This window comes from Haliea sp. E1-2-M8, assembly GCF_030649675.1.
Taxonomy (GTDB): Bacteria; Pseudomonadota; Gammaproteobacteria; order Pseudomonadales; family Halieaceae; genus Haliea.
In genome coordinates this window covers 161,028-174,571 of record NZ_JAUTDR010000010.1, presented here as the reverse complement: position 1 = coordinate 174,571, position 13,544 = coordinate 161,028, and the positions used below count along the sequence as shown (strand labels likewise).

The 13,544-nt window shown below is 61.9% G+C and carries 11 protein-coding genes and 1 tRNA gene; 2 read left to right on the top strand and 10 right to left on the bottom strand.

The annotated features are described in order from the left end of the window. Window positions 1-234 precede the first annotated feature (234 nt). Window positions 235-876, bottom strand: a complete 642-nt coding sequence (locus Q6D67_RS10590; RefSeq protein WP_304705578.1) for a hypothetical protein — start codon at window positions 874-876, stop codon at window positions 235-237. Between the two features lie 727 nt (window positions 877-1,603). Between Q6D67_RS10590 and Q6D67_RS10585 the strand changes: the two genes are divergently transcribed. After that, complete coding sequence (locus Q6D67_RS10585) at window positions 1,604-2,284, top strand: SOS response-associated peptidase (RefSeq protein ID WP_304705577.1); 681 nt, start codon at window positions 1,604-1,606, stop codon at window positions 2,282-2,284. A gap of 281 nt (window positions 2,285-2,565) precedes the next feature. Here Q6D67_RS10585 and Q6D67_RS10580 read toward each other — a convergent pair. The 8 genes from Q6D67_RS10580 to Q6D67_RS10545 all read right to left on the bottom strand — a co-directional run bounded on the left by Q6D67_RS10580 (window position 2,566) and on the right by Q6D67_RS10545 (window position 10,846). After that, window positions 2,566-2,655 (bottom strand) — tRNA-Ser (locus tag Q6D67_RS10580). A gap of 181 nt (window positions 2,656-2,836) precedes the next feature. Continuing rightward, window positions 2,837-5,191 (bottom strand): acylase, encoded by a 2,355-nt coding sequence (locus Q6D67_RS10575; RefSeq protein ID WP_304705576.1) that lies wholly within the window; start codon window positions 5,189-5,191, stop codon window positions 2,837-2,839. A gap of 28 nt (window positions 5,192-5,219) precedes the next feature. Next, a complete protein-coding gene (gene csrA, locus Q6D67_RS10570; protein ID WP_304705575.1) occupies window positions 5,220-5,420 on the bottom strand; it encodes a carbon storage regulator CsrA in 201 nt (66 codons plus the stop codon). Between the two features lie 111 nt (window positions 5,421-5,531). Next, window positions 5,532-6,773 carry an aspartate kinase gene (locus Q6D67_RS10565; RefSeq protein ID WP_304705574.1) on the bottom strand — a complete coding sequence of 414 codons (1,242 nt, stop codon included), beginning with the start codon at window positions 6,771-6,773 and terminating at the stop codon, window positions 5,532-5,534. Window position 6,774: 1 nt separating this feature from the next. Continuing rightward, a complete protein-coding gene (gene alaS / locus Q6D67_RS10560; protein ID WP_304705573.1) occupies window positions 6,775-9,384 on the bottom strand; it encodes an alanine--tRNA ligase in 2,610 nt (869 codons plus the stop codon). Further along, the gene (locus Q6D67_RS10555) at window positions 9,381-9,734 is read right to left on the bottom strand and encodes a histidine triad nucleotide-binding protein (protein ID WP_304705572.1); all 354 of its coding nucleotides are present in this window, start codon (window positions 9,732-9,734) and stop codon (window positions 9,381-9,383) included. The genes alaS and Q6D67_RS10555 overlap by 4 nt, the downstream gene beginning before the upstream one ends. 3 nt (window positions 9,735-9,737) lie before the next feature. After that, window positions 9,738-9,923 carry a Trm112 family protein gene (locus Q6D67_RS10550; protein WP_304705571.1) on the bottom strand — a complete coding sequence of 62 codons (186 nt, stop codon included), beginning with the start codon at window positions 9,921-9,923 and terminating at the stop codon, window positions 9,738-9,740. Window positions 9,924-10,003: 80 nt separating this feature from the next. Beyond that, complete coding sequence (locus tag Q6D67_RS10545) at window positions 10,004-10,846, bottom strand: M23 family metallopeptidase (RefSeq protein WP_304705570.1); 843 nt, start codon at window positions 10,844-10,846, stop codon at window positions 10,004-10,006. A 62-nt stretch (window positions 10,847-10,908) separates the two neighbouring features. Between Q6D67_RS10545 and greB the strand changes: the two genes are divergently transcribed. Continuing rightward, window positions 10,909-11,427: a transcription elongation factor GreB gene (greB, locus tag Q6D67_RS10540; protein ID WP_304705569.1), complete on the top strand. Its 519-nt coding sequence runs from the start codon at window positions 10,909-10,911 to the stop codon at window positions 11,425-11,427. On the opposite strand, the gene Q6D67_RS10535 is transcribed toward greB, so the two are convergent. Then, window positions 11,401-13,518, bottom strand: coding sequence for a TonB-dependent receptor domain-containing protein (locus tag Q6D67_RS10535; RefSeq protein WP_304705568.1), 2,118 nt, complete (start codon window positions 13,516-13,518; stop codon window positions 11,401-11,403). The genes greB and Q6D67_RS10535 overlap by 27 nt on opposite strands. Window positions 13,519-13,544 lie beyond the last annotated feature (26 nt).

The window sequence follows — 13,544 nt, the reverse complement described above, 5'->3', positions numbered from 1 at the left end:
AACTCCTCGTCATGGGGTGGATATGAAGCAGTATAAACTATGTTTCGATATTTATGTGTTTAAATACTAGCGTTCAATTGATTTTTTTCTTCGTTCATCTATGAACCTTGCTGCTGATGGTTAGACAGAAATATGCCCCATAAGTTAGTCAGCTAGAAAAGTGCATCTTTAGGTCATGGCACCCGGCTTAATCGGCTACCTTTCGGTAGCCGAGTAATGGCGATCATTGGAAAATCACGACGGGGAAGTATTCCCGATCGTCTTCAAAGAATCTTCCAAGTCCTGCGCGATTACGGCTACCAGGATTTCTTGATAGTTATTATGAGTCGTCTGCTCGTCTGTTATGAAATGCCTGCCGCTCTCAGGAACCGCACTAGGGTTATTGATCCATTCCTCAGAATTGAAAAGCTTCGATGCACTCTCTAGCTTTGCCACTTCTTCGACGTCTACATCAAAATCCTCTGTTATTTTTGAGTATTCCGCTGCATAAATCGCGTTTTCTTCAAGATGTTCTTCAATTTTTTGTGCTAGTTCCAGGCCGCTGATCCTACTCTCCGGAGATTTTTCTGATCTATCTCCCCGATTTTTTTCAACCAAACTAAGTATTTTCTTGAGCATGGGTGAATTACTTAATTGGTCGGGTATAACTGGCGTCTGAGAGGGGCCACTCAATGCATAATTCGCAATTCGAGCATTGGTGGCAGAGGAATCAACAATGCTGTTCGAAGCCATGAGGTGTGACCAAGACTTGAAACCCTCAACTGAGGCGACAAAATCGAGTGCCTCAGCGTACGGCATGTCCCGATTATTTCTGAGCTTCTTGGCGCTGGACTTCAGTTTCTCTATCGAAGAAGGGCTATACGTGATCGATTTCATTACAATCTCCAGTGGAAAACTAACCCCGCCTTGCTAATTTTCCACAAAGATTGCAATAAAAATGAGATTTGAAATACTCGGTTGAATACACTTCGCCACGGCGGGGAGGCAGGCATACCGTAAATGCCAAAGCGAAGGTACAGACATTTGAATAGTGGTGTCAACCCCCCTCCATTTCAAAATTTTATGATGTTCGCGTCCAAGGTTGGCACTGCTACCCCTACCGGCTTATCTACTGAGCGCAGGTAAGTCCGCTTTGCGTTGGAGACGGCTTCCTGCGCCCCCGGCGTATCCTGGATGGCTTGTATGTCTCGAGTCAGTGCATGGGTCAAGTGTGAGAGGCAATGCTGGCATAGTCGGGCTCCAGGTATGGGGGTCAACTGAACGCAAGGGGCACGCCTGACAACACCGGCGGAAGACAGTCTCGCTATGGCTTAATTATCATTCTGGTGAACCCAAAGGCCCAAGGTACCAAGCGGCAACAAATCAGCGCCTGTACGTTCCCCAAGAGCCCGCTTTACCCTCACCGGCAGACTCGCCAAGGGCGCATGAAGTGCTCCACAATGCATAAGTAAAGTATAAGTGGCTGGGTGCGCTGTGTTCCCGTTAGGAATGGGGAGTTTCCCGGACAGAATGCGCGCGGGCCCCGTTCTGCCTGGTTGGCGCAGCCTGCCCGCTCGGGAGTACACTCACCCCTGACTTCACAAACTTTTCGTCTACTGATTCCATGTGCGGCCGCTTCAACAGTACCGACACGCCTGGCCTACAGGGGCTGCTGGATCACCTGGGGATAGACCTTCAACTGCCAGGGCCGCGCTACAACATCGCCCCGACAGAGGACATCCTTTTACTGCACGAAGGTCGCGGCGATCCTGCCCGATGGTGGCTGGTGCCGTCTTGGGCGAAAGAGGTCAGTACCCGGTACAGCATGTTCAACGCCAGAGTCGAGTCGCTGACCAAAAGCCCTGCGTTCCGGGGTCCCTTTCAGCGCCAGCGCGGCGTAGTGCCCATGTCCAGCTTCATTGAGTGGCGCCAGGAGGGCAAAGGGAAGCAGCCCTGGGTCATCACCAACGACGAGCAGATTGTAGCCGTGGCGGCCCTGTGGGACGTCTGGGAAGGAGGTGACACGCCCCTTCTCTCCTGCACTCTGGTTACCACGGAAGCCGCGCCCGAATTCCGCCCCTGGCACAACCGTATGCCCGTCATGTTAACGCGGGAGGAATGTATTCGGTGGATAGATAACCGCCAGGCCATCGACCCTGGGGATCTGATGCTGGCGTCCTTTCTGAAGGAGAAGTTGACGCTCTACCCGGTCAATCGGGCTGTGGGCAACACATCGAACAAGGATCCGGGACTTTTCATGCCATTATCTGATCCCATCACCCTCAGTCCGGAAAAACGGAACTGAGTGTAGCCTGAGGGTCTTTCTGGGCCGCTAAGGCATCATCGATCGGGTTTAGTGAAAACCGGCCAGTCCCCCGTTAGTTGGGTAGAGCCCTGTTGGACAGCACACTCAGTGTGGCACTTGATGCCGAAAGTGGGTGAGGAGGAGTCCATCCCATTGTTAAGTGGGTAGAGCCGGTAGAGCCAGCGTCGGCACTCACGAAGTCGAGTTAACGCAAAAGTGTACCCTAAAGTGTACCCTTCAAAATATAGACCCAGTATACATGCGGCTTTGAGGGCAAATATTGGCGGAGAGAGAGGGATTCGAACCCTCGATAGGTTTTACCCTATACGCCCTTAGCAGGGGCGCGCCTTCAGCCACTCGGCCACCTCTCCAAAACTCTTTTCAGGGATTCCCGGGGCGCGCGTTACTCGTCGCTACGCTCCTCGCCCTTCGGGTCGCCGTCGTTCCTCCGGCGCTCCCTGCGCTGGCTTCGCCAGCTCCGGGTCAGCCACTCGGCCACCTCTCCAGAAGGCGCGCATGATACCACAATGACTGTAAAATCAAAGGGCCGAACTAGCGGCGGGGGCCGATAAGCTCCAGCCTGGACTGCATGTCTGCTTCCACCGCGGCGCGGTCAAACAGTGCCGGGCGCCACTGCTTGTTGCGGTAGAGGTCGGTCTGGTCGCTGAAATGTGGCGACTCCGGGTTGCCGGACTGGCTGTAGGTGAGCAGGGCTTCGGCCACGGGGCCGTCGTCGTCAAAGCCCAGGGCGAGGATGAAGCTGCTGCCGTGGATGATCGGGTAGCCGGCATCGGTGAGCAGAGGGCTGCCAGCCACGGGGGTCGGCTCCGGCGGGGCGATGGGGTGCTCGGGGATATCGGAGACCATCAGGTTGGCTACGCCCTCGTAACCGTTGCCGCCGTGGAGTGGAATCCGGCGCTCGCCGCGGTAGGCGAACTGGGCTGCACCGAGCGGCGCGTCCACGGCGTAGCCCGCGGACTCCAGCAGCTCGGCGGCCTTTGCAAGTCTTTGCAGAGCAAGCTCCGGGTCAGCCAGGGTGTTGGGCGTGGCGACGGGCCGCGCCGGATCAAAGGGAACTGCGAACAGGTCTCCCGCGCGCATGCTGTCTGCGTAGGGGTAGCTTACCAGCCACTCCCGGAACAGCAGTGCGCCCTTGCTGTCCTCGTTGAAGCGGCCGTTGAATTCGCCGATGGCAGCACAGGCCTCAGCAAGCTCCGCCACATCGGCACAGGCCTCCATCAGCCCCGGCTGCAGCAGCCGGGCAGCCAGGCTTTCATTGGCGAACAAGGTCTGTTGGATCCGGGAAATGCTGAACTCGCCCTCCTCGATCAGCTTGACGTTCATGCGGGTACGCAGGCTGCGGGCGGTGGCTGCGGGGCCATACAGGGGCGAATAGCCGCTCAGCGGCGCCAGGGCATTGCTGAGCCAGTAGCTGTCGTTGGAGTTGAAGACGTAGTCCTCCCGTTCCAACATGGGGCGGCGCTCGAAGGGTACGGTGCCGGCAACGGGAACGACTCCATCGTTCTGCCATTCGAATCGGCTGTCGCTGCCATCCAGCAGCACAAAACCGCGTTCCCTGTAGACCTGCGCCGTTAGCTCATCCGCCGCCAGCCGTTTGCGCCAGAGGCCGATCGCTTCCTCGCTCAGGCGGCCGACGGTGGAATTATCGAGGTACACCGCGCGACCATCGGCGCTGGCGGCGATGGTGTTGACCCAGGGCATGGCGTTCCACTGCCGGTGCGCGTCGATGAAGGCGTCCATGTCCTCGGCCTGGCTCATGGCCCGCCACTGGCCCAGCAGGCTGTAATTATCGGCATTGGCGTCGCGGGCTGTGAAGGCGGTGGTTTCGGTCCAGGGCATGCCGGACAGGGTAAGCATCGGCCCGTAGTGGCTGAAATACAGGGTGTGCTCATGGTTGGCGAGGCTGCCGTCGTCCTGCCTGACCGGAACGGCCACCTTCACCTGGCGCAGGGCCCGCTCACCGTCTTCATAGCGATAGTGAGTGGGCTTGCCCGGCACCAGCTGTAGCTGGTAGAAAACCAGACGCTGGCTGGCCGAGACGGTATGGCTCCAGCCCACGCCGCGATTGAAACCGACGGCAACGCCGGGGGCCCCCAGCAGGTGCACGCCGTACACATCCAGCACTCCGGGAATGGTCAGGTGTTTTTCCCAGAACCGGCTGTCGCCGTACCACGGGTAGTGAGGATTGCCGAGCAGCAGGCCGCGGCCATTTGCGCTGCGGGCCTTGCCAAAGGCCCAGGCATTGGAGCCCATACCGTCGAGGGCGGCGGCGTCCGCGGCCAGGGCCAGCAGACCTTCGTCGACCGCGGTGTCGACCGCGGTGTCGACCGGCGGCGCGCTATCGACCGGCGGCTGTGCCGCAATCAGGGCGCCTGCCATTCGCGGCAGGGTCTGGGCCACCAGGACCATGCGCGCCATCAGGTCCAGGTCGGTGATGGCCTGCAGCCATTCTTCACCGTCGCACCATGAGCCGACGCGGTTGCCCTGCACCGAACCCAGGTAGCGGTTGTAGCCGTCGGCATAGCCCCGCAGCCAATTCTGGCTGTCGCTGTCCTGCTGGCGCAGAGCGGCCAGGGCCTGGCTGCGGATATCCAGCGCGCGGACCACGGCATCACTGGCGCTGTGCTTATCGCCATCACCGGCGCCGAAATGGCGGGCGAGCTCACCGCGCGCCTCGAGCAGGGACCTGGAAATGTTGCAGACGTGATCTTCGGCGGCGGCATAGCCCTCGCCATAACCAAGACTGCCGAAATCAGCGGCGGTGATGTGGGCCACGCCGTAGCTGGTGCGGATGATCTCCGCCTGGTACCCGGAACCGGGGGCATCTGCGTCGTTGCCACTGTCGCAGCCGGCGAAAGCAAGCAGACAGAGTCCGCTGGCTATCATCGGAAGAAGGCGCATCGCGTGCAGGGACTTAGTGGCCCGCGTCGCCTTCCGGCAGCGGAGCCTGGTCTCCCTCATGGATGCGATTGAAGATTTCCTCGCGGTGCACGGCGACATCCTTGGGTGCATTGACGCCGATGCGCACCTGGTTGCCTTTCACGCCCAGCACGGTAATGGTGATGTCGTCACCTACCATGAGGGATTCGCCTACTCTGCGCGTCAATATAAGCATCGATCCTTGCCTCCTGTCGTCCGGCAACGCTGCGCCGAACGGCGCCTACCTTGCGCCCGGGTCTTTGTTAGTTGTAGTTCAGAACTAGAAAAACGCAACTGCAGTAGCGAGTCAGGCAGCGCTTTCGTCCAGAGGTTCCCTGTCCAGCCCGAAAGATGAGTGCAGTGCCCGCACCGCCAGCTCCATGAATTTCTCTTCGATGATGACCGAGATCTTGATTTCCGAGGTGGTGATCATCTGGATGTTGATGCCGACCTCCGCCAGGGCCTGGAACATCTGGCTGGCAACGCCGGCGTGGGAGCGCATGCCGACCCCGACCACGGACACCTTGGCGATCTTGCTGTCGGAACGCAGCTCGCGGGCATGGAGCTCGGCGGCGATCTTTTCCAGCACCGCGCGGGCCCGCGGCAGATCCGCGCGGCCCACGGTGAAGGTGAGGTCGGTGCTGTTGTCCTCGGCCACGTTCTGTACGATGACGTCCACTTCGATATTGGCCTCGCCGATCGGGCCGAGTATGCGGTAGGCCACACCCGGCATGTCGGGGACGCCGAGAACGGTGAGTTTGGCTTCATCGCGGTTGAAGGCGATGCCCGCTATGGTCGGGGTTTCCATCTGTGACGCATCCTCCAGGGTGATCAGGGTGCCGGGGCCGTCCTTGAAGCTGTGCAGCACCCGCAGGGGCACACTGTATTTACCGGCGAATTCCACCGCGCGGATCTGCAGTACCTTTGAGCCCATGCTGGCCATCTCCAGCATCTCCTCGAAGGTGATCCGGTTCAGGCGGCGGGCGTCATCGACCACCCGGGGGTCAGTGGTGTAGACGCCATCGACATCGGTGTAGATCTGGCACTCATCGGCTTGCAGGGCTGCCGCCAGGGCCACCGCGGTGGTGTCGGAGCCGCCGCGGCCCAGGGTGGTGATATTGCCGTTTTCGTCCACGCCCTGGAAGCCGGCGACAACAAGCACCTGGCCGGCGTCCAGGTCCGCGTGCAGCCGGCGGTTGTCGATCTCGCGGATGCGGGCCTTGGTGTGGGCATCGTCGGTGAGAATACGCACCTGGCTGCCGTTATAGGATTTTGCGGCTATACCGCGCTTGTTCAGGGCCATGCTCAGCAGCGCCGTGGTTACCTGCTCCCCGGTGGAGAGCAGCACATCCAGCTCCCGCGGCACGGGCTGTTCCTGGATTGCCTCGGCCAGCCCGAGCAGGCGATTGGTCTCACCGCTCATCGCGGACACTACCACCACCAGCTGGTGGCCCTCGGCGTGAAAGCGGGCCACCTTGTCGGCGACCTGCTGAATGCGTTCGATACTGCCAACGGAGGTGCCACCGAACTTCTGGACAATCAGGCTCATCTCAGGCGTTCTGGCCCAGCGCGTTCGCGACCCAGTCCGGCACGGCCTGCAGCGCCGCCGCCAGACCGGCGACATCGCTGCCGCCACCCTGGGCCATGTCGGGACGGCCGCCGCCCTTGCCGCCCAGACGGCCGGCAAATTCGCGCATCAGGTCACCGGCCTTGACCCGATCTGTCAGGTCCTTGCTGACCCCGGCCACCAGGGCCACCTTGTCACCATCCACCGCCGCCAGCAGAATAGCGCTGCTGCCCAGCTTGTTGCGGCACTGGTCCAGGGTATCGCGCAGGGACTTGGCATCGGCGCCATCGACGGTCGCCGCCAGCACTTTCACCCCGGCCACCGCCACTGCGCTGGCGGTCAGGTCACCGCCGGCGGCCGTCGCCAGTTTCTGCTTCAGGCGCGAAACCTCTTTCTCCAGCTCACGACTCTCCGCACGCAGCGCGCTGACCCTGGCGACCGCGGTATCGCGGCTGGCCTTGACCACCTCGCACACCGCGTCCAGCTGGGCCTCGGTGCGGGCGATGGCGTCCAGGGCACCGGCACCGGTCACCGCTTCAATGCGGCGTACGCCGGAGGCGACGCCGGATTCAGAGACGATGCGGAACAGGCCGATATCACCGGTGCGGTCGACGTGAGTGCCACCGCAGAGTTCCACGGAATAGTCACTCTCGCCCATGCTGAGGACGCGCACTTCTTCGCCGTATTTCTCCCCGAACAGGGCCATGGCGCCGGCGGCGATGGCGTCGTCCATCCCCATCAGGCGGGTGGTAACCGGAGTATTGGCGCGGATCTGCGCATTGACCTGGCGCTCGATCTCCGCCAGTTCCGCCGCGGTCACCGCCTCGAAATGAGAGAAGTCGAAGCGCAGGCGCGCGGAGTCCACCAACGAGCCCTTCTGGGTCACGTGCTCACCGAGGATGCGGCGCAGGGCCGCGTGCATCAGGTGGGTAGCGGAGTGATTGAGGCGGGTGCGCTGGCGCACACTGCCATCCACCAGGCCCTGCACTTTGTCGCCGACACTCAGCGTGCCTTCGAGCACTTTGACGTGATGCAGGTGCTGGCTCTGGGCCTTGCTGGTATCCGCGACTTCCAGGCGCAGGCCCGGCGCCTGCAAGTAGCCGCTGTCGCCGACCTGGCCGCCGGACTCGGCGTAGAACGGCGTGCGGTCCAGCACCACCACGCCCTGCTGCTCGGCGCTCAGTGTCTCCACTTCGGCGCCATCGCAGAGCAGTGCCGTGACGGTGCCCTCCCCTTCCAGGCTGTCGTAGCCGGTGAATTCGGTGCTGCCGTCCAGGGTAAGCACTGCATTGTAATCCACCCGGAAGCTGCCGCTCTCCTGGGAGCGGCTACGCTGGGCGGCCATGGCTGCCTCGTAGCCGGCGACGTCCAGGTTCAGGCCGCGCTCGCGGGCGATGTCATTGGTAAGATCAACCGGGAAGCCGTAGGTGTCGTAGAGCTTGAATACGACTTCGCCGGGAATTTCATTGCCGTCGATATTCGCCAGGGCGTCCTGCAAAATCTGCAGGCCGTTGTCCAGGGTCTTGGCGAACTGCTCCTCTTCCGCCAGCAGCGCCTTTTCCACCTGCGGCTGCAGTTTCAGCAGCTCGGGGTAGGCGTCGCCCATCTGCGCCGCCAGGGTCGCCACCAGCTGGTGAAAGAACGGGGCGGTCGCGCCCAGCTTGTTGCCGTGGCGAATGGCGCGACGGATGATGCGCCGCAGCACATAGCCCCGCCCCTCGTTCCCCGGCAGCACGCCGTCGACAATGAGAAACGCACAGGAGCGGATATGGTCCGCAATCACCCGCAGGGAATTGTGTTGCAGGTCCTCCACCTTGAGCAGCTTTGCGGCATCCCGGATCAGGGCCTGGAACAGGTCGATCTCGTAGTTGCTGTGCACGCCCTGCATGACTGCGGCGATGCGCTCCAGGCCCATGCCGGTGTCCACCGAAGGCTTGGGCAGCGGGTTCAGCTCGCCGCTGGCGTCGCGGTTGAACTGCATGAACACCAGGTTCCAGATCTCGATGTAGCGGTCGAGGTCGTCGCCCTCGCTGCCGGGTGGACCACCGGGTACGTGCGGGCCGTGGTCGTAGAAAATTTCCGAGCAGGGGCCGCAGGGGCCGGTATCACCCATCTGCCAGAAGTTGTCCTCGTCCAGGCGTGAAAAACGCTCGGCGCTGACGCCCATCTCCTTGAGCCAGATATCCGCGGCCTCGTCGTCGGACACGTGCACAGTGACCCACAGGCGCTCCGCCGGCAGACCCAGGGTTTCGGTGAGGAAACTCCAGGCGAACTGGATCGCCTGGCGCTTGAAATAGTCGCCGAAGCTGAAGTTGCCCAGCATCTCGAAGAAGGTGTGGTGGCGGGCGGTGTAGCCGACGTTTTCCAGGTCGTTGTGCTTGCCGCCGGCGCGCACGCAGCGCTGGCTGCTGGCCGCGCGCACATAGGGGCGCGGGTCGGTGCCGAGGAAAGTGTCCTTGAACTGGTTCATCCCCGCATTGGTGAACAGCAGGGTGGGATCGTTGCCCGGCACCAGGGAACTACTGGGCACCCGGGTATGCCCCTGGCTCTCGAAATAGGCCAGGAAAGCTTCGCGTATGTCGCCTGTTTTCATTTGAATCCTGCCATCTGTCCTTCAGCAAAACCGCGGCCCGCGAGGATGTGCAGGTGCAGGTGGAAAACGGTCTGGCCAGCGCCGGCACCGTTGTTGACGATCAGGCGAAAGGCGTCGTCCACACCCAGCTGCGATGCCACTTTGCCCGCCGCCAGCATCAGGTGCCCGAGCAGGGCCTGGTCATCCGCCTGCGCATCCACCAGCCGCGCAATGGCCCGCTTCGGAATCACCAGCACATGCACCGGGGCCTGGGGGTTGATGTCGTTGATCGCGACGCAGTGCTCGTCCTCATAGAGGAACTCCGCGGGAATTTCGCCGCTGACTATCTTGCCAAAGATGGTATCCGTCATGCTTTACCCCAGTTTCTCGTCCGCAGTGAGCTGCCGGGCCTCGCTTTCCAGCATCACCGGGATACCGTCGCGAACCGGATAGGCCAGGCCGCTGGCCTTGCAGATCAGCTCTTGCTTGTCCTTGTCGTATTCCAGCGGCGCCTTGGTTACCGGGCACACCAGGATACTCAGCAGTTTGTCGTCGATCATGGCAGGTCCTGAGGGTTTTGAAGGGGCTGCATTATACGGATTTTTACGGGCCGGAACATGCCGGCCTCAGGAGGCTGCGCTCAAGAACCGTGCGCCGCCGCCGGCTGCGGCATGGGTGGCACCAGGAACTGCGGGTCGACGCGCTCGTTCCGCCAGGCCATGCGCCAGTCCAGGTGAGGGCCGGTGGCGCGACCGGTAGCGCCCACCTCGCCGATGATGTCCCCGGCCTGCACTTCATCGCCGACTGCCACCCGCACCTTGCTCAGGTGCAGGAAGGAGGACGACAGGCGGTAGCCGTGGTCGAGGATGATGGTGCCGCCGGAGTAGAACAGATCCGGCTCCGCCAGAGTCACCACGCCGGCGGTGGGTGCGCGCACGATTGTACCGGTGGGTACCGCAACATCGACGCCATAGTGGGGATTGCCCGGGGTGCCGTTGTAGACCCGCTGGCTGCCGTAGACACCAGAAATGCGCCCCTGCACCGGCCAGCTGAAGCCCGCCAGCGCATCCGCCAGCAGGTCCGGCCGCGCGAGTCGGCGCGCCTTGGCGGCGCTGACCAGTTCGCGCTCACGGGCGATGCGCTCCAGGACTTCCGGCGGCGGCGTCACGGTCTGCTGGGGCACGCCTTCCACCCGCTGGATATTGTACTCGCGGCTGGCCACGGCCAGATTCTGGCGGCAGTCGCCCACCACCAGTTCCGCCGCGCGCGCCGCATTGCGGCCAAAGCCGGCGAGAAAGGTGCCATCAGCCAGCACATCCAGCGTCTGGCCGTCCAGGCTGACCGTGCTGCCTGCGGCCGCCTGGCCCCAGACCAGTCCGCCCTGCTGCAGCTGGCCCTGCAGTTCAATGCAGGCCGCGGCCGCATTCAGGGGCAGGCAGACCATGGCAGCCCCTGCCAGCAGTGTTTTCAGGGTATTCGTCATCTTGGCTCCCGAGTCTCATTGACTGCTAGTGTACTGAATCGGGGGCCGCTAGAATACGCGCGATGAGCAGATACCGTCCTCCCCGTCGCCGCGGCTCGGCCTACATCACCCCGCAAGGGGAGCGTGTCCTGCGCCAGGAATTGCACCAGCTGTGGAAGGTGGAACGGCCACAGGTCACCGACGTGGTGCACGAGGCCGCCAAAAACGGCGACCGCTCGGAAAACGGCGACTACATTTACGGCAAGCGCCGGTTGCGGGAAATCGACTCAAGGGTACGCTTTCTCAGCAAGCGGCTGGAGGAACTCACGGTGGTGGACCGGGCCCCGGCAGATACCGGCAAGGTATTCTTCGGGGCCTGGGTGACGCTGGAGGACGATGACGGCAACGAACGCCGCTATCGCATCGTTGGCCCGGACGAGTTCGACCTTGCCGCGGGCAAGCTGAGCATGGATTCACCGCTGGCGCGCGCCCTGCTGGGCAAGCGCCTCGATGATGAGGTGATGGTGCACAGCCCCGCGGGTGAGCAAAGCTACTGCATCACCGGCATTTGCTACTCAGAAGTTCCACTCGAAGCCCACTGAGGCGGTCCGCGGCTTGTTCGGCCGGGCCCCGTCGGGGATGCGGGACACGATAGCCTGTTCGTCAAACAGATTCTCCACCCTCAGGTAGGCCACCATGCTGTCGGTCAGGGCGTAGCGGCTGATGACGTCGACGACCCAAAGGTCCTCGCTGCGGTTGAAGGCATCGCCGTCTTTGTTGCAGCCAATGCTCATGCACAGCTCGTCGATGTACTTGACCACCGCGTAGTTGTTCCAGCCAATCCGGGTCTCGAGCCCCATGCGCAGGCTGAACGTATTCTCCGGCACGGAGGCCAGGCTGTCGCCATCACTGAAGCCCAGCGCCGCGTTTTCCTCGCTGATTGCGGCGTCGGTGTAGGTGTACATCAGATTCAGCGGAACCGACATGGCACCCGGGGTAAAGACGGTACCCGCCTGCAGCTCAAGGCCCTGAATCACCGCTTCACCGGTGACAAAAGAACCGGAAGTCGCGCCGTTGCTGCAGGGGCTGGCGTTGGAACAATTTTCCGCCTTGTTGTCGAAATCGCTGTAGAAGCCGATGGCTTCGACAAACCAGCCGCCCTCATAGCGCAGCCCAGCCTCCCAGTTGACACTGGTTTCCGGGTCCTCGTTTGAAGTCGCTCCGCCGCCCAGGGGCGAGAAGCCCTTGTGCACGCCCGCCAGCAGCTGCCAGTTCGGGTTCAGGTCATAGACCAGAGAAACACCCGGCAGCCATTCGCTGCTGTCATTGCCCCGCACACTGGGATCGGCCAGCCGCTCCGGATCGCTGTACTGTCGACGCCGGGATTCCACGTCCTCGTAGCGCAGGGCCAGGTTGAGATTGAGCGCATCGGTTGCGTGCCAGCTGTCTACGGCCCAAAAGGCGAGGGCATCGGCCTTTTCAAACCGGTTGTCGCCACCAGTGGGTTGTACCGAGCGGACAAAAACCAGTTCGCCACCAACCTGGTCATAGATATCCTGCGGCTGGTAGCGGTCCATCTCGTCCCGATGGCTGCGCCCACCCAGGGCAAGCTGGTGCTCGCCCAGGTCAATATCGAAATTCAGTTCCAGGCCGCGGGATTCGTACTCGCGGCTGTTGTTCTTGTAGCTCAGTCCGGCGATATCTTCGCTGCCATCCAGCACACCCTGGGCAAAGGCATCACCGGCATTGGCAGCGCCGACCAGGCTGCTGCCACCGCTGAGCTTGAACCAGTTGCGGGCAAACTCATTGTGGTAGGCGACAGCGCTCGCCTTCACCCGCTCCGACAGGGCCAGTCGATAGGTCAGATTGTAACCCTGGTGATCATTATCCATCTCGTCAATGCTGGACAGGCCATAGCGGCGATTCTCATCGCGGGCGAAATCGGCATCGGTAAGCCCCAGGTAGGTTTCATCGGAGATTTCTTCAGAATACTGGGCCTTGAACAGCAGGCTCTGCTGCCCGGTTTCCCAACCCAGCTTGAGCACATAGTCGGAGATATCGTAGCCGGAGTCGCGACCGCTGTGGTCGATATCCTTGAAACCGTCGCTGCGACGCTGGGCGGTTTCGATCAGGAAACCGAAGTCGCCGGCACGGGCGCCGTAATTGGCCAGCAGATCGCCTTCACCGTTCTCGCCTGCCCTCAGTTTCAGGCTGCCCGCGCTCTCCTGCGGAATCGGAGTAGAGATCATGTTCACCACACCGCCGGTGGTCTGGGGGCCGTAGCGCAGCAGTGGCGCACCCTTGAGCACTTCCACCGAAGACATGCGCAGAGTGGTAGGGAAATAATAGGCCGCGGGATTGGAATAGGGCGCGGGTGCTATCATGACCCCGTCCTCAAGCAGTGTGATCTTGGACGCCCGCTCCGAGGTGGCGCCGCGGATACCGATATTGGGCCGCAACCCGTAGCCATCCTCTTCCTGGATGTAGATGCCAGGCACTGTTTTCAGCAACTGGTTTATGTCATTCGCCGCTTCGATCCGGATCTGTTCAGCGTCGACCAGAGCAGCCGACCCTGGCAGATTTCTCACCTGCTCCCGGTCGCCCAAAATAGTGATTTCTTCCAGGCTCTGGGCACTTGCGATGGTGCCCTGCAGTGCCACGGCGACGGCGGCCGCCATAAGTGTGCGTTGCATTGTATTCCCTCCCAACGGTGAACATC

Coding starts and splice junctions, on each gene's coding strand:
- Q6D67_RS10585 (WP_304705577.1), top strand. CDS start 1,604: ATGTGCGGCCGCTTCAACAGTACCGACACGCCTGGCCTACAGGGGCTG.
- Q6D67_RS10590 (WP_304705578.1), bottom strand. CDS start 876: ATGAAATCGATCACGTATAGCCCTTCTTCGATAGAGAAACTGAAGTCC.
- alaS (WP_304705573.1), bottom strand. CDS start 9,384: ATGAAAACAGGCGACATACGCGAAGCTTTCCTGGCCTATTTCGAGAGC.
- Q6D67_RS10565 (WP_304705574.1), bottom strand. CDS start 6,773: ATGAGCCTGATTGTCCAGAAGTTCGGTGGCACCTCCGTTGGCAGTATC.
- Q6D67_RS10535 (WP_304705568.1), bottom strand. CDS start 13,518: ATGCAACGCACACTTATGGCGGCCGCCGTCGCCGTGGCACTGCAGGGC.
- Q6D67_RS10545 (WP_304705570.1), bottom strand. CDS start 10,846: ATGACGAATACCCTGAAAACACTGCTGGCAGGGGCTGCCATGGTCTGC.
- Q6D67_RS10555 (WP_304705572.1), bottom strand. CDS start 9,734: ATGACGGATACCATCTTTGGCAAGATAGTCAGCGGCGAAATTCCCGCG.
- Q6D67_RS10550 (WP_304705571.1), bottom strand. CDS start 9,923: ATGATCGACGACAAACTGCTGAGTATCCTGGTGTGCCCGGTAACCAAG.
- Q6D67_RS10575 (WP_304705576.1), bottom strand. CDS start 5,191: ATGATAGCCAGCGGACTCTGTCTGCTTGCTTTCGCCGGCTGCGACAGT.
- csrA (WP_304705575.1), bottom strand. CDS start 5,420: ATGCTTATATTGACGCGCAGAGTAGGCGAATCCCTCATGGTAGGTGAC.
- greB (WP_304705569.1), top strand. CDS start 10,909: ATGAGCAGATACCGTCCTCCCCGTCGCCGCGGCTCGGCCTACATCACC.